We start from the raw sequence: 15,485 nt of genomic DNA on the forward strand, positions 1-15,485 counted from the left end.
GGCGAGCTCGGCCGCCCCGAAGAAGCCCTGGCCGCAATCGAGGAGGCCGTCCGGATCCGACAGGCGCTGGCCGCCCAACGCCCCGAGGTATACCAGCCCGACCTCGCCTTGAGCCTGAACAACCTCGCGAACCGGCTCGCCGCGCTGGGGCGGCCCGAGGAGGCGCTGGCCGCAATCGAGGAGGCCGTCCGGATCCGACAGGCGCTGGCCGCCCAACGCCCCGAGGTATACCAGCCCGACCTCGCCTTGAGCCTGAACAACCTCGCGAACCGGCTCGCCGAGCTCGGCCGCCCCGAAGAAGCCCTGACCGCAATCGAGGAAGCCAACCGGCTCTACCGGGCGCTGGCCGCCCAACGCCCCGACACCTACCAGCCCGACCTCGCCTCCAGCCTGAACAACCTCGCGAACCAGCTCGCCGGGATCGGCCGCCCCGAAGAAGCCCTGACCGCGATCGAGGAAGCCGTCCGGATCCGACAGGCGCTGGCCGCCCAACGCCCCGAGGTATACCAGCCCGACCTCGCCTTGAACCTGAACAACCTCGCGATCCAGCTCGGCGAGCTCGGCCGCCCCGAAGACGCCCTGGCCGCAATCGAGGAGGCCGTCCGGATCCGACAGGCGCTGGCCGCCCAACGCCCCGAGGTATACCAGCCCGACCTCGCCTTGAGCCTGAACAACCTCGCGGTCCTGCTCGCCGCGCTGGGGCGGCCCGAGGAGGCGCTGGCCGCGATCGAGGAGGCCGTCCGGATCCGACAGGCGCTGGCCGCCCAACGCCCCGAGGTATACCAGCCCGACCTCGCCTTGAGCCTGAACAACCTCGCGAACCGGCTCGCCGAGCTCGGTCGGCCCGAAGAAGCCCTGACCGCGAACGAGGAAGCCACCGGGCTCTACCGGGCGCTGGCCGCCCAACGCCCCGACACCTACCAGCCCGACTTCGCGGGAAGCCTCAACAACCTCGCGAACCGGCTCGCCGGGATCGGCCGCCCCGAGGACTCGCTGACCGCGATCGAGGAAGCCGTCCGGATCCGACAGGCGCTGGCCGCCCAACGCCCCGAGGTATACCAGCCCGACCTCGCCTTGAGCCTGAACAACCTTGCGGTCCAGCTCGGCGAGCTCGGCCGCCCCGAAGACGCCCTGGCCGCAATCGAGGAGGCCGTCCGGATCCGACAGGCGCTGGCCGCCCAACGCCCCGAGGTATACCAAGCCGCGTTGAGCCGGTCTCGACGGGTAGCTGCCTGGCTTTCCGGCGAAGGGACGGAAGAGTCGGGTGACACCTGGTGAATCCGTGGGCCTGTCGGTCGTAGTGCGCAGGTCAGCGGTTGCCGTTACAGCGAACAGCGTCAGCCGTGGTCCGGGCAGAGCAGAGCACCATCGGCGGTGGTCCAGCCTCGCCCGTTGAGCAGCCGCAGCACGACCTCGGGCACCCGCCCGCCGGCCGCGCGGGCCTCGGCGGCGAGTTCCCCGCCGAGCAGGGGTCCCTCCTCGCAATGCGGGTGAGCGCAGGCGATCGGGAACCGCTGGGCAGGCTGGCATTCGGCGCAGTGACGGGTGGCGATGAGCCCGCCATGGTTGTCGGCGGAGGTGTCGAGCTCGTACCAGCGGAACGCCACGTCCGCGGCCAGCTGCAGCGGTCCGTAGGCCTGGCTGGGCTCGGTCCCGCAGGTCGGGCACGGATCGGCACGCCGTCCCCGACCACGCCCGCGCGGCGGCTGCACGATCTCCGCCATCGCTCGCGGTGCCGTCGCGGGCTCCGGAGCGGCCACCGCTGGTGCGGTGATCGCCTCGACGTCGACCACCTCCTGCACCACTTCTGCCGCAGGCGCCGCGGCGATCGGCTCCGGCGGAGCGGCGGCGGCCTCCACCGCGATCCGCGGCCCGGCGCCGCGCACGCTATCCGGGCTCGCGGTGCTACCTGGCTTCGCACCGGCGCGGGGCCGGGTGCCACCAGTGTTCTTGGTGAGGTGGCCGTAGACGGTGGTGCGCCCGGCGCCGACGATGTCGGCGATCTGCTGCACGGTGTGGTTGCCCTCGTCGTAGAGCCGCTGGGCCAGCGCGGCCTGATCCGCCGAGAGCTTCGGCGGGCGCCCGCCGCGGCGGCCGCGGGCCCGGGCGGCGGCGAGTCCGTCGTGGGTGTTGGCGACGATGAGTTCGCGCTGGAACTCCGCGAGCACCGACAGCATCCCGAACATGGCCCGGCCTTCGGGGGTGTCGGTGTCGATGCCCTGCTCGATCACCTTCAACCCGATCCCGCGCTCACGGAGCTCGGCGCCGAGGGTGACCAGGTGCAGCATCGACCGCCCGAGCCGGTCCAGGCGGGTGATGACCAGGGTGTCGCCTTCGCGGGCGATCCGCAGCACGAGGTCGAGCTGGGGGCGGGTGGCCTTGGCGCCGGAGGCGACGTCGATGTGGACGTCGCGCTCGCCAACACCGGCGCGGATGAGCGCGTCGCGTTGGTGGTCGGCGTTCTGCTCGGCGGTGGAGATCCGCCCGTACCCGATCAACATGCGTCGAAAATACCGGCCTGCACAGGTTTTGCGACGTTGATTTCCGACGCGAGTTGCCGACACTCACCACCAGGGCCGACGGTGACCGGGTGGTGGGTGTCGGAAAACGATGGCGGGTTCATGTGGTCAACGCGTCACCGCTGTTGAGGTGCTCAGCGTAGACCTCGGCCGGGCTGCGGTAGCCATGGATACGGCGAGGGCGTTGGTTGAGCTCGGCGGCGATGGCGTCGAGGTCGGTCTGGTTGAACTGGCGCAGGTCGGCGTTCTTGGCCAGGTACTGGCGCAGCAGCCGGTTCGTGTTCTCGTTGGTCCCGCGCTGCCACGGACTGCGCGCCCGGCACAGATAGATCGGCATCCCGGTCGCCGCGGTGATCAGTCTGTGCCCGGCGATCTCTCGTCCCCGGTCCCAGGTCAAGGTTCGCCGTATCGAGGTCGGTAGTCCGAGCAAGTGCCGGACCAAGTGTGGCGTGACTTGCGCGGCTTTGATCCCGTCGGGCAGAGCGACCAGGACGGTGAGCCGGGAGGTGCGTTCGACCAGAGTTGCGATCGCCGACGGACGCCGGCCCATGACCAGGTCACCTTCCCAGTGCCCAGGAATGCGACGGTCCTCGACCTCGGCGGGCCGCTGGCTGATCGGGACCAGGTCGGCGATCACACCGCGGCCGTCGGGGCGACGTGCTCGTTTCGGGTGCCGCATCAACCGGGCGGTGCGCAGCTGCCGCGTAAGCGTCCGGTCGATCCCTCTGCGACGCGGGTCGAACAGCGTCCGGTAGATCGCTTCGTGCGAGATCTGCATGGCCGGATCCACCGGGGACTGCAGGCGCAACCAGCCGGCGATCTGCTGCGGTGACCACCGCGCCGTCAGTCTCTGCTCGACCACCGCCCGCAGGACCGGGCTGGCAGCCAGTTTGCAGGGCTTGGACCTGCGGGCACGTCTATCGGCTTCGGCATCCGCGCTGGCGGCGCGGTATCGGCTGCGTCCGCCGTTGCGGGCGATCTCGCGGGCGATCGTGGAAGCCGGTCGCTGCAGGCGCCGCGCGATAGATCGAGCCGACTCACCGGCAGCGATCCCACGCGAGATCTCCTCCCGCTCGACGAGGCTCAGATGCCGGGCACTGCGGCGCCGCATCGGAAACTGAACCCCGCCGCTCTGAGCGAGGAATCGGCGAACGTGCTGAAACGGGACCGCCATCTCCCGGCCGATCGACCCGAACGACTCCCCAGCCCGCCACCGCCGCCACAACTCGTCCTGCTGCGCCGCCGACAACCCGTAGTCCCGCACCCAAACCTCCACCACGACATGATCATCCGGAGCCGTGATGCATCGACCAGTTGAACCCACCATCCATTTCCGACACAGTGCACACGCACATCCGAGAGTGGCGGTCGCGTTATCTCTCCGGAACCACTCAGAACACTCGGCACTCGAACAGATGCTGCCGTTCACGCGCAAGGGCGACCTGTGCTGGCGCACTCCATGGACCGCCTCGTCCGCAACTCGACGATCTACGCCGCGAGCAGCTGCCGCAGTTCACGCTTCAGCAGGCGTTCGGAACCGAACGGGTAGAAGCCGAATCCGCAGCCCCGCCACTCAGCTCACTGAAGGGGCTGTTGCGCTCGCGCAGCCTTGAGGTGATTGCGAGTCGACAGAGTACCGGGGTGGTCAGGACCCAAAGTTCGCTCGGAGTCAACGAGGACGGCCTCGAACAGCAGGATTGCCTCGCTGATTTTTCCCGCCTTCCGGTAGGCAGCGGCGAGGTTATGGCGGGTGATCAGGGTGTCGGGGTGGTCGTCGCCGAGGACTCGCTGCTCGTCGGTGAGCACCTGCTCGTACAGCTCGATCGCTTCGTCGACCCGACCCGCCGCGTGGTAGGCGTTGGCGAGTTTGTTGCGGGAGCTCAGGTGGTCGGGGTGGTCGGGGCCGAGGATCCGCTCCTGGTCGGCAACAACCTGCTCCCGCAATAGAATCGCCTCGCCGAACCGCCCCTCCGAATCGTAGGCGCTGGCGAGGTTGTTGCGGGAGTTCAGGGTGCGGGGGTGGTCGGGGCCGAGGATCCGCTCCCGGTCGGCAAGGGCCTGTTCCAGCAAGGGCACCGCCTCGCCAACTCCCAGCACCTCCTCGTAGGCAGTGGCGAGGTTGTGGCGGGTGGTCAGGGTGTCGGGGTGGTCGTCGCCGAGGACTCGCCGCTGGTCGGTGAGCACCTGCTCGTACAGCTCGATCGCCTCCTCGACTCGCCTCCCCTGCTGGTAGGCGGTGGCGAGGTTGTGACGGGTGAGCAGGGTCTGGGGATGGCCGGTGCCCAGGATCCGCTCCCGGTCAGTGAGGGTGTGCTCGTACAGCTCGATCGCCTCAGCGGTCCGGTCTGCCGACCAATAGGCGCCAGCGAGTTTGTGGCGGGAGGTCAGGGTGTGGGGGTGGTCGACGCCAAAGGTCCGCTCGGAGTCGGTGAGAGTGGCCTCGTAGAGCGGAATTGCTTCAGTGGTCTGACCGGCTTCTCGGTAGGCGTCGGCGACGTCGTCGCGAGCGATCAAGGTTTCGGAGTGGTCTCTGCCCATGACCGATTCGTAGTAGCTGAGGGTGCGGTGGGCCAGAACAGCAGCGTGTGACAAGTCCATGGCCTCGGTCAGCTGGCGTGTCGCCCAGACGAGGGCGGTCAGCATCCGGATCTGTAGCCGCTGTCGGCGAAGCGGTATCCATCGTCGGCGACTAGCCGGGGTGAACGCGATCAGGTTCGCATCGCAGATTGCCTCGATCTGATTCACCAGGTGCGCGCCCGGTGCTCGTTGCGCCCATCCTTCGGCCGGGTCGAAAAGGCGCGGTTCGATCACATCGAGCGCGTGCCGAACAAGGGCGTCGGTACCGCCATGCGCTCGGGCCCGTTCGAGCAGTACACGAGCGGTGAGCCGATGGGCGAGCAGCGTTTCCCCGGTGGTGGACCAGGTCAGCAGCGAGCGGCGCACGCAATACTCGATCGCATCGTCGACGTGCTCGTTCAGCTTCGAGTTTCGGTGCACGAGCAGACCGCGGTCGACACCGGAAGCCGCCAGGACCGCGAACAACCCGAGCAGCCAGGTGACCGCTTCGGCCCGCCTGGGGTTACCGGTGGGTGCTTCGGCTGCCTCGATCGCGAGCAGCAGGGCTCGGTCCACGCTCCAGCGGTACTCCTGGCCTTCCCGGTGCCGCAGTGCCCGCGGGAGCGGCTGCTCGCGTAGCCGCAGCAGGTATACCGGGTAGGTGAGCCCGGGCCCGCTCGGGGGACGGATAGCAGCGGCCGCGGTGGCCAGCGCCAGCGGCAGATACCCGAGCTCCTCGGCCAGAGTCGCCTCGCCGAGCGGGTCGTCGATGATGCCGGTGGCCTCGCGCAGGAACATGTGGGCCTGGTCGGGGGTGTAGCCGGTACCGGCATCCACGACGAGCGGAGTCAGCGCGGTCAACGCATGATCAGTCGTGGTGATCACTACGCGGGTGCCGCCGTGGACCGGGAGCAGCTCTCGCAATAGCTCGGCGTTCTCGGCGTTGTCGAGCACCAGCAGATGCCGGTCAGTGCTGGAGCCGAGGTGATCGCGGAGCAGCCGGGCCGATGCCCGAGGGGCGCCGTCGGTCGCGGCGACACGTAGCCGGTCGGCGATCTCGGCTAGCCCGGTATAGAGGGTTTCGGGGGTTTCGGCGTTGACCCAGGCCACCAGCCCCTCCCGCCTCGCCAGGATCCGGCGGGCATATGCTGCGGCCAGGTGGGTCTTGCCCGCCCCACGCATCCCGGTCACGACCACCGCGACCCGCTGCCCGCCCAGGCCCGCCTCCAACTCATCGACCTGCGCTCGCTCCACGAAGTGATCCGGCTCTTGCGGGACCAGCCCCAGGACTCCCACCCCGGAGCCCGCCAGCGAGGAACGCTCCGCGCCCGCATGCACCCCGGGGCCGTAGTTGTTGGTGATCTCGACGTTGCCCCCCGCCGACACCCTGTGCAGAGACACCGCTGATCCCGGACCGGCGGGCCTACGCCAACTGCTCACGGGTGTGAGGCATCACCGCGACCGGCCTCGATGTCCTCGAAGGACATGTCCCCCTTGGACCGGACCCTGCGCGCGCGCACGCCCACCCCGGGCGCGCGGATCTTCTCGAAGCCCATCCGCCCACCGGATTTCACGTTCCGCAGATCTACACCCGCGACCGGCTCGACAGCGCCGGCCGCCGGAGCGGCGAACTGCAACCACAACGACGCGCCGAACGCCGCGACGGTCAACACCGCCACCGCCATCCACACCCACACCGCGCCGCCGCCGGTCGCGTAGTTCACCGCCACCGCCAGCCCCGTCGTCACCAGAGCGGTTGCCGCGGTGGGCACCGCCACCTTACGTACCGCCTGCCACGAAACCGCCACACCAGACCCCCCACTTCGGAACCGACAAGTACACCAATCCTCACAGCACCACGCCCAGGAAAGCCAGCGCAACCAGAACGTCGATCACCGACCCCTGATTGCTACACCTGATGCAGCACAAGCCCTCTCACATTCCGGTCGGTCGCTCAGAACAAGCACCCGGCCACCGTTCCTCACTGATCCCGCGAGCGTTCGTAAAACGAACGATTTCTGAACGACCCAGGGAGAATCTTCCCGGCCCGACGGAGCACGCCGAGCCTGGTTCATCGAGAAGCCTGCCGCTCCCGCGCGATCGCGAGTTTGTCACGGAAGGCCTCCGTATGGGGGTGGTTGGTGCCGAGGACCCGCTCCGAGTCGGTGAGGGTGGCCTCGTAGAGCGGGATCGCCTCGGCGGTCCGACCCACCGCGTCATAGGCGACGGCGAGGTTGTTGCGGGAGAGCAGAGTGTCGGGGTGGTCGTCGTCGAGGACCCGGCGGCGGTCGGCGAGGGTGGCCTCGTAGAGCGGGATCGCCTCGGTGGTCCGACCCGCCGTGTCATAGGCGGCGGCGAGGTTGTTGCGGGAGATCAGAGTGTCAGGGTGGTCGGTGCCGAGGACCCGCTCGAAGTCGGTGAGGGCCTTGCGGAGGTGATCGAGGGCGTTGGTGTGCAGGCCTTGGTCGGACAGGAACTGTCCGGCGCGGTTGCGGATCGATGCGATGCGGACGGTGGTGTCGTGGTTTGCGCCGGAGGGGGTGTGGCTGGTGAGGGCTTCGATGTGGGGGAGCAGGGTCCGCCAGCTCGGCCAGGTGCGCGGGTCTGTGTAGTCCGGCAGGTTCGCATCCAGGTGGAGACAGGCGCGGGTGTGGGCAAGCTCGATCGTCTCGGCGCTCCGGTGTGGATCGGTGGGGTCGGGGGTGCGGGAGACAGCTTGCACGAGCCGGTGAATCGATACCGTGTGCGTGCTCGGGTCGAGGGTGATCATGCTGTAGGCCGCCAACGCCCCGAGGGCGGCATCGGTACCGGCCTGGTCGGTCTCGTCGGGACCGCGGCAGAGCGAGAGCGGAATGGCGTCGGGGGCGTACCAGGCCAGAGTGGCCAACAACTCCACCGCGGCGGGTTCGGTCTCAGCGATCCGGTCCAGGGTCACCCGCCAGATCCGGGCGATCGTTCGGTGCGGGTCGGCGCCGGCGGCGGCCCGGTCGAGGTTCTCGGTGAGCAGGCGCAGGTAGGCGGCCGGGGTGGTGAACCGCTGGTGCGCCAGGTAGGCGCCGGCCTGCTCGATGGCCAGCGGCAGGTAGCCCAGCGCGGCGCACAACTCGGGTACCCCGTCCAGATCCCGTGGCCCGGTCGCGGTGGCGAGCCCGGTCAGCAGCTGCTCGGCCTCGCCCGGGAGCAGCACGTCGAGGCAGATCACGGTCGCTTCGGCCTGCCACGGCACCGCCAACCGGCCCGTGATCAGCACCCGCCCCCCGCGAGCTCGCGCCCGGACCTTGGCAATGTCAGCGGGGTGCTCGACGTTGTCGAGGATCAGCAACCACCCGGTGTGGCTGGCCAGCCACTGCAGACCACGCTCAGCGAGCTCTTCGACCGGCAGCGCTTCGGCCAGAGCGGGCTGCAGCCGGGTCGCGAACGCGGCCAAGCCCTGCTCGACCGCGGTGAGGGAGTCGGCGCGGATCCAGATGATCGGTGCGCACCCGTGCTCGCGAGTGCCGGCCCAGTAGGCGGCCAGGCTGGACTTGCCGACCCCGCCCAACCCGTGCACCGCGGCCACCACCACCGGGCCGCCGCCGCTGACCGCGGCATCGAGGCGGGCCAGCTCGGCTTCGCGGCCGACGAACCCGTCCGGCCACGGCTCCAGGTTGTCGATCCCCAACGGTGCTTCGACCTCGGCGATCGGCCGAAAAGCCTCCGCCGGCAGATTCACCACCCGGGTGTTGACCCCGAGATCGCCGCCGACCTCAACATCGTTGATCGAGACCGTCGTGCGCGCGGCAGGCGCGGACTGGGGTGCCGCCGCGCTCAGCGAGGGTGCGGCGGCTCCGAACTCACCTGCACATCGGTCACCGAGAAATCCCCCGCAGCCTTCACATCCCGGGCGACGACGCCACTGGCACCAGCAGCACGGATACCGCGGACCTCGACCCGGCCGGCCTCCACCCGCTCCAGCCGCACCCCCACCACCTCAGCAGCCTTCGGGGAATGCTGGGCGATCACCTCCAGCAACACCTGCACCGCAGCCGCAAGCTCACTGTCAGCGCGCGCACCGGCGGCTTCGAGCTCCCCGGCCAGCACCACCTGCCGAGCCGGCACCTGCGGGCGCGCCTCCACGACCTCCACATCCACCGCCGAATACCGGCGCCCCAGCAGCTCCTTCACCTTCCGATAGGCATCGCCTACCGCCACCTTCGCGGTCTCGCTCACCCCCGCCGCCAGCCCGGCCGATACCGCCGACGCCGCAGCCATCGCCGCCGCCATGACCTCCGGACCCACCCGAACCACCCCATCTCCCGCAACGACCCGGCACGGAACGCCGGACGGTGAACCCGCACAAGGTAGCCGAAACTCCGGCCTCGCACCGTCGTTCGACCGATCGACACTCCTCAAGCCAGCAGATGCCGCGCGTTCGTAAATCGACCGTTTTCCGAACACATACGTCGCTTCGGCGGGCAGGTGAAGGGAACTGCGGCGTAAGAATTAGAGCCTGTCATTCCGGTCATGAGAGAACCGCGATTGCGTGGATGCGGGTTACTGACATCCTTGATGATGTGATTGTCAGGTGTGACTTCCTGGCAATCGGTTTCGACAGCGAGGGGACAGTATGGGTGCGGGTTCTGGCCCTCCGGTGCGGGTGATCGCGCCCGCAGTGGCGGGGGCGTTGGTCAGTACCGGGTTGGCAGTGGTGGTGAATCTGGCCACCGGGGGCGGGCCATGGTGGCTGTGGGTCGCGGTCGTGGTGTTGACCGCGGCTGGGTGCGGCGCCTCGCTGTGGCTGTATCAACGGCAATCCGGTCCGTCCGCCGGGCCCTCCGTCGCCGCGTCCGGCGCGGGAAGCGTGGCCGCGCACGGCACGGTCGGCAACATCAACACCAGTGGCGCCGGTGCTGCTGGTGTGTCGCCACCAGCACCAGGTGGGCATGAGCCGGTCGTTGCGCCTGCACCGGGCGCGGTGACGGCCTCGGGTGCGGGGTCGGTCGCGCTCAGCGGCAATGCCGGCGATATCTCCACCGGGCACCAAATCGGGCAGCCACCGACGTGAAGTGGTTCGGGTCCAAGCGTGAGCTGGCCGCGACCTCATCGACATCGCCGGTCGCGGGTCCGGTGACGGCGTCGGGTGTGGGATCGGTCGCGGTCAATGCAGCCGGTGGTCACGTCGGGGCGATCCAGACCGGCGCGAACTCGGTGATCGTGAACATGCCGCCGGAGACGTTGCGGCCGGCCGCGCAGGTCGACGCCCCACCCGGGATCGACAACCTGCCGGTGGTGCCGGGCCGGTTCGTGGGCCGCGAACACGAACTCGACCGCCTTGACACCCTCTTGTCCAGCGATGCGGGGCAGGTGGTGGTGTCGGCCGTGCACGGGCTCGGCGGGATCGGCAAGAGCTCCCTGGTCGCCTATTGGGCCGCGACCCGCCCCCATGGGCACTCTCCGATCCTATGGATCACCGCCGATACCGCCCCGGCTCTCGAGCAGGGTCTGGCAAAGTTCGCGGCCGCGCTGCAATCCGGGCTCGCGCGAGATCTGTCTGTAGAGGACCTGACCGAGCGGGCGCTGCAGTGGCTGGCCTCCCACACCGGTTGGCTGCTGATCCTCGACAACGTCAACGACCCCAGAGACATCACCGCCGTCCTTGCCCGCGCCCTCACTGGACGTGTAATCGTGACCAGCCGCCTGGCGACCGGCTGGGCACCTGGCGCGAGCACGCTGCGCGTGGACGTCCTCGAACCGGAGGAGTCGCTGCGGCTGCTGATCGGGATCATCACCGCTGACGGGTCCCGCAACTGCGACGGGGGCACGGAGTTGTGCCAAGAGTTGGGACACCTGCCGCTGGCGGTGGAGCAGGCCGGTGCGTATCTGGCGCAGAACCGGTTCATCACCCCGCGGGAATATCTCCACATGTTTGCCCAGTACCCAACACAGATGTACGAGCAGGGTTCAGTCGGTATCGGCCCGCAGCGCACCATCGCCCGGATCTGGCGTATCACCCTGGACCAAGTCGCCACCACTACACCCGCAGCCGCGGACCTGTTGCACAGTCTGGCCTGGTATGCGCCCGACGACATCCCATTGTCGCTGTGCCAAGGACTGGCCGACCCGCTCACGCTCGGCGCCGCGCTCGGCACCCTGGCCGCCTACGGCCTCATCACTCCTGACCCCGACAGCGGCACCCTCTCGATCCACCGACTGGTCCAGGCCGTGAACCGCAGCTCCGATCCCACTGACCCGCACCGCACATCCGAAGCGATCGAACGCGCCCGCACCCGCGCCACCACCACCCTGCGAGCGGCCCTGCCTGACCGGCAGGACCCCTTTACCTGGCCGGTCTGGCGGGCGCTACTCCCCCACATCGACGCCTTCGCCACCCACACCGGTCCCGACATCACCAGCACCGAAATCCTCAACCTCACCGCGTTGTTCCTCAACGACCAAGGTGTATCCGGCCGCGCCATCGCCCTGCACGAGCGCACCCTCGCCGACTCCGAGAGGATCCTTGGTGTTGATCACCCCGAGACCCTGAGTTCGCGCAACGACCTCGCCAACGCCTACCAGACGGTAGGTCGGGATGAGGAGGCCGTCGCCCTGCACGAGCGGACCCTCGCCGACCGAGAGCGAGTCCTCGGTGTTGATCACCCCGAGACCCTGATCTCGCGCAACGACCTCGCCAACGCCTACCAGACGGTAGGTCGGGATGAGGAGGCCGTCGCCCTGCACGAGCGGACCCTCGCCGACTCCGAGCGGGTCCTCGGTGATGATCATCCAGCCACCCTGAGTTCGCGCAACAACTTCGCCAACGCATACCGGGTGGTGGGTCGAGTCGGTGAGGCGATCGCCCTGCACGAACGGACCCTCGCCGACCGAGAACGGATCCTCGGTGTTGACCACCCCGACACTCTGACCTCGCGCAACAATCTCGCCAACGCCTACCAGACGGTAGGTCGGGATGAGGAGGCCGTCGCCCTGCACGAGCGGACCCTCGCCGACCGAGAGCGAGTCCTCGGTGTTGACCACCCCGAGACCCTGGGCTCGCGCAACAATCTCGCCAACGCCTACCAGACGGTAGGTCGGGATGAGGAGGCCGTCGCCCTGCACGAGCGGACCCTCGCCGACTCCGAGCGGGTCCTCGGTGATGATCATCCAGCCACCCTGAGTTCGCGCAACAACTTCGCCAACGCATACCGGGTGGTGGGTCGAGTCGGTGAGGCGATCGCCCTGCACGAACGGACCCTCGCCGACCGAGAACGGATCCTCGGTGTTGACCACCCCGACACTCTGACCTCGCGCAACAATCTCGCCAACGCCTACCAGACGGTAGGTCGGGATGAGGAGGCCGTCGCCCTGCACGAGCGGACCCTCGCCGACCGAGAGCGAGTCCTCAGTGTTGATCACCCCGACACTCTGACCTCACGCAACAATCTCGCCAACACCTACCAGACGGTGGGTCGGAACAGTGAGGCCGTCGCCCTACACGAGCGCACCCTCGCCGACTCCGAACGAGTCCGCGGCGATGATCACCCCGAGACACTGACCTCGCGCAACAATCTCGCCAACGCCTACCGGACGGTGGGTCGAGTCAGTGAGGCGATCGCCCTGCACGAGCGCAGTCTCGCCGACCGAGAACAGGTCCTCGGTGATGATCACCCCGAGACCCTACGCTCGCGCAACGACCTCGCCAACGCCTACCAGACGGTAGGTCGGGACGGGGAGGCTGTCGCCCTGCACGAGCGGACCCTCGCCGACCGAGAGCGGGTCCTTGGTGTTGATCACCCCGCCACCCTGCGCTCGCGCAATAATCTCGCCAACGCCTACCAGACGGTGGGTCGAGTCAGTGAGGCGATCGCCCTGCACGAGCGCACCCTCGCCGACTCCGAACGGGTCCGCGGTGCTGACGACTCTCGTACCGTCACCTTTCGTGACGACCTCGCGCGGGCGCGGAGATCCGAAGCCGAAAAGTATTGAAGGGTGCGCAGATCTGGGTTATCGGAGGTCAGGATGCTCGATTCGCCCCCGCATGGCGGTGCAGCGGCGGCAGCGGAGCTGGCCGTGCGGGCCCAGGAGACCTGGGCCGAGATGAACCGGCTCGTGCGCGAGTTCATCCCGGCGGCCACCGAGCGGGGCCTGCCCCTGCGCGGGCTGGTCCGCAAGCGCTGGCGGCTGCCGATGCGTGGCTGGCGCATCGATCCGGAGATGGCGCTCTACATCGCCCCGGACGGAGACTGGGAGTACTTCTACGTCTACGACGGCCGCCGCCACGCCCTGGCCTCCACCGCGGCCGACCCCGACCGGTGCGACCCGACCCCATACTACCTCGCCGAGTTCCGCAAACTGCTCGCACACGAACTGCGCTAGCTACTCGGTCGACCGAGGGAGCAGACCGAAGGGACGGAACCAGTGATTCCCATCTTCGTCGGCGAACCGGATGTCGGCCTGCAGTTGTCCCTCACCGTCAGTGAAGAACAGCACCGGGGCAGCTTCATTCGCCGGCAGCACAGCCGGGAAGGAATCGGCCATCATCGCCTGCATTTGATTCAGCCGCGGCGCAGCCATCGACCCCATTTGCGGTGCCATCATGCTTGCATAATTCGGCAGGGATTCCAGCGCCCCACGCGGCAGCATGAATGCTCCAGGCATCATTCCCGCCTGGCTCGCGGCTGCTCCGAGGGCACCCGGCAGCAGCTGCGTCACGAGCTTCCCGAACAGGTCCGCGATCGACATCCGTTCCTTCGCGGGCACACATTCGGCCGCGGTCCGGTTACCGAGTGCGTCGACCATGTAGACATCCACAATTAGATCGGTGATCGGGCCGTTGGTGCCGTTGTGCACCTTGACGGTCCACAGATTCTCGCTGATCGGGACCGCCTCCACCGAGGTGGTGACCGCACGGACCCGACCAGCGTTGCTTCCCGAGGAGTGCTCTCCGAGGTGGATGTTGAAATCTCGACCGATATTCGTTCCGCTGGTATTTGCGGTGAGCGCGGCGGCGGGTATCCCAATTGCCGTCGCGCCTAATGAGGGTGGGGCGGCTCCTGGATCGCCCGTACCCCGCTGATCTTCATGGATCCGCCAGTGGCGACATCGGTGGCCTGCACACCGATACCACCCTGCACAGCCACATCGGTAACTTCGATGTCGCCATCCGCCTCGACACGATTCAGCTGAACGCCAACAATTTCCGCGGCTTGAGGGGCCTGATCGGCGATCAGGCGAAGCAACTCCTGCGCGGCCGACACCAGCTCGGTGTCCTCGCCAGCACCGACCTTGATGAGCTGTTTGGCCAATAGCTGGCGTCGTAACGGCTCCTCCGGCTCGGCGGCCACACTCACCACATCGGCTTCGATGACCTCGTAACGGTTGGAGATGATCCTTCGCACACCGTTGTACGAGTCGACGATCGTTTGCTTGACCAGATCCCCTACCCCTGCCGCCGCGCCAGTCGCTACTGCTGCGACGATCAGCGTCACCGGATCCATCTACGGACCTCCTGAACGAAAGCTCATGTGAGTGGTTCTCGTTAGTCAGGGCAAATCCCTGGCAGCGATGAACCTTACGTGAGCCCACCGACATCATCGAAGCGGCCAGGATCCGGACAGGGACTGAGTACCTCTACGTCTACGACAGCCGCCGCCACCAACTCGCCTCCACCGCGCGGCCAGCCCCGACCGGTGCGACCCAACCCCGTACTACCTTGCCGAGTTTCGCAAACTGCTCGCACACGAACTGCGGTGACGTAGGGGGAGTTCGTTCGCCGTTGCCGGGTCGTGCCCGAGTGCGGCTTCGAGCTCGGCGATCGCGGTATCGGCCCCGATGACCCGGGAGGCACTCCCAACCTCACCGGAGCCGAACCGGCTCGCCAGGTGCTACTACCCTTCCGTGCGCTCGATCGACTTCACCTGAAAGGTCGGGACCGCATAGACCCTGGTCCCCCGCCCGGTTGCACTGCTCTTGAAGACGACGAGCGACCCCTCCTCGTGGAAGTGGTGCGCCTCGACAGTCTTCGAGCCACCGGCGACGGTGCTGATCACAAACTCGGCCATGCCCATCCTCCATGTCGAACGAACAAATCCGGACAAAGCTACGCCCCCGGACCGACATTCTCCGAATTTTTTCGCCCCACCGACACCGAGCGCCCCGGGCCTAACGACCTCGTGCATGGTTGGCGTCGTGGGCTGAGATGATCTTGGTGTGGGTCGTGGGCCGTGTTGTCGCGGCGGCGGGTGACAGGGTTGCCGGTGGAGGTACTAGCCAGGCTGGCGGCCGAGATGGAGCCGGTATGCGAGCACGTCAGGAAGCCCGGCAGATTGCGCGAGTCCGGGCCCCGGGTGCGGGTGCCCGGTATCGGCTGGTCTTCCTCGATCGTCTACTGGTTACGCTGGTCTACCTGCGCCATGGCGTCACCCACGACGTGCT

General features: G+C 68.2%; 13 protein-coding genes and 1 pseudogene. 5 read left to right on the forward strand and 9 right to left on the reverse strand.

The annotated features are described in order from the left end of the window. Positions 1–1,278, forward strand: a 1,278-nt coding sequence (locus ACFUJ1_RS18445) for a tetratricopeptide repeat protein (protein ID WP_378647083.1), incomplete at its 5' end; no start/stop codon positions are given. 59 nt (positions 1,279–1,337) lie between these two features. On the opposite strand, the gene ACFUJ1_RS18450 is transcribed toward ACFUJ1_RS18445, so the two are convergent. The 6 genes from ACFUJ1_RS18450 to ACFUJ1_RS18475 all read right to left on the reverse strand — a co-directional run bounded on the left by ACFUJ1_RS18450 (position 1,338) and on the right by ACFUJ1_RS18475 (position 9,353). Continuing rightward, complete coding sequence (locus ACFUJ1_RS18450; RefSeq protein ID WP_378647085.1) at positions 1,338–2,501, reverse strand: recombinase family protein; 1,164 nt, start codon at positions 2,499–2,501, stop codon at positions 1,338–1,340. A 118-nt stretch (positions 2,502–2,619) separates the two neighbouring features. Then, positions 2,620–3,798, reverse strand: a complete 1,179-nt coding sequence (locus ACFUJ1_RS18455) for an IS30 family transposase (protein ID WP_378647087.1) — start codon at positions 3,796–3,798, stop codon at positions 2,620–2,622. Positions 3,799–4,097: 299 nt separating this feature from the next. After that, positions 4,098–6,476 carry a tetratricopeptide repeat protein gene (locus ACFUJ1_RS18460; RefSeq protein WP_378647089.1) on the reverse strand — a complete coding sequence of 793 codons (2,379 nt, stop codon included), beginning with the start codon at positions 6,474–6,476 and terminating at the stop codon, positions 4,098–4,100. Between the two features lie 35 nt (positions 6,477–6,511). Then, positions 6,512–6,853, reverse strand: a complete 342-nt coding sequence (locus ACFUJ1_RS18465) for a hypothetical protein (protein WP_378647091.1) — start codon at positions 6,851–6,853, stop codon at positions 6,512–6,514. A gap of 293 nt (positions 6,854–7,146) precedes the next feature. Then, complete coding sequence (locus ACFUJ1_RS18470) at positions 7,147–8,787, reverse strand: tetratricopeptide repeat protein (RefSeq protein ID WP_378647092.1); 1,641 nt, start codon at positions 8,785–8,787, stop codon at positions 7,147–7,149. Between the two features lie 95 nt (positions 8,788–8,882). Beyond that, positions 8,883–9,353 carry a hypothetical protein gene (locus tag ACFUJ1_RS18475; protein ID WP_378647093.1) on the reverse strand — a complete coding sequence of 157 codons (471 nt, stop codon included), beginning with the start codon at positions 9,351–9,353 and terminating at the stop codon, positions 8,883–8,885. 406 nt (positions 9,354–9,759) lie between these two features. Between ACFUJ1_RS18475 and ACFUJ1_RS18480 the strand changes: the two genes are divergently transcribed. Genes ACFUJ1_RS18480 through ACFUJ1_RS18490 form a run of 3 tightly spaced genes read left to right on the forward strand, consistent with a single transcriptional unit; the run spans position 9,760 to position 13,427 of the window. After that, positions 9,760–10,119 (forward strand): hypothetical protein, encoded by a 360-nt coding sequence (locus ACFUJ1_RS18480; protein WP_378647095.1) that lies wholly within the window; start codon positions 9,760–9,762, stop codon positions 10,117–10,119. Continuing rightward, entirely contained in the window at positions 10,116–13,037 is a 2,922-nt protein-coding gene (gene fxsT, locus ACFUJ1_RS18485; protein ID WP_378647097.1) for an FxSxx-COOH system tetratricopeptide repeat protein, read from the forward strand. Before ACFUJ1_RS18480 ends, fxsT begins: the two co-directional genes overlap by 4 nt. A 33-nt stretch (positions 13,038–13,070) precedes the next feature. Next, positions 13,071–13,427: a hypothetical protein gene (locus ACFUJ1_RS18490; RefSeq protein WP_378647099.1), complete on the forward strand. Its 357-nt coding sequence runs from the start codon at positions 13,071–13,073 to the stop codon at positions 13,425–13,427. On the opposite strand, the gene ACFUJ1_RS18495 is transcribed toward ACFUJ1_RS18490, so the two are convergent. From ACFUJ1_RS18495 to ACFUJ1_RS18505, 3 genes are all read right to left on the reverse strand, one after another. After that, entirely contained in the window at positions 13,428–13,943 is a 516-nt protein-coding gene (locus tag ACFUJ1_RS18495; protein WP_378647101.1) for a hypothetical protein, read from the reverse strand. A gap of 140 nt (positions 13,944–14,083) precedes the next feature. Beyond that, complete coding sequence (locus ACFUJ1_RS18500; RefSeq protein WP_378647103.1) at positions 14,084–14,548, reverse strand: hypothetical protein; 465 nt, start codon at positions 14,546–14,548, stop codon at positions 14,084–14,086. Between the two features lie 390 nt (positions 14,549–14,938). Then, a complete protein-coding gene (locus ACFUJ1_RS18505) occupies positions 14,939–15,112 on the reverse strand; it encodes a hypothetical protein (protein WP_378647105.1) in 174 nt (57 codons plus the stop codon). A gap of 236 nt (positions 15,113–15,348) precedes the next feature. On the opposite strand from ACFUJ1_RS18505, the pseudogene ACFUJ1_RS18510 reads away from it, so the two are divergent. After that, a pseudogene (locus ACFUJ1_RS18510) lies at positions 15,349–15,480 on the forward strand (hypothetical protein); the annotation flags it as partial. Positions 15,481–15,485: the final 5 nt, after the last annotated feature.

The sequence above is a fragment of the Nocardia sp. NPDC057227 genome, assembly GCF_042669725.1.
GTDB lineage: Bacteria > Actinomycetota > Actinomycetes > Mycobacteriales > Mycobacteriaceae > Nocardia > Nocardia asteroides_A.

Coding starts and splice junctions, on each gene's coding strand:
- ACFUJ1_RS18450 (WP_378647085.1), bottom strand. CDS start 2,501: ATGTTGATCGGGTACGGGCGGATCTCCACCGCCGAGCAGAACGCCGAC.
- ACFUJ1_RS18490 (WP_378647099.1), top strand. CDS start 13,071: ATGCTCGATTCGCCCCCGCATGGCGGTGCAGCGGCGGCAGCGGAGCTG.
- ACFUJ1_RS18500 (WP_378647103.1), bottom strand. CDS start 14,548: ATGGATCCGGTGACGCTGATCGTCGCAGCAGTAGCGACTGGCGCGGCG.
- ACFUJ1_RS18505 (WP_378647105.1), bottom strand. CDS start 15,112: ATGGCCGAGTTTGTGATCAGCACCGTCGCCGGTGGCTCGAAGACTGTC.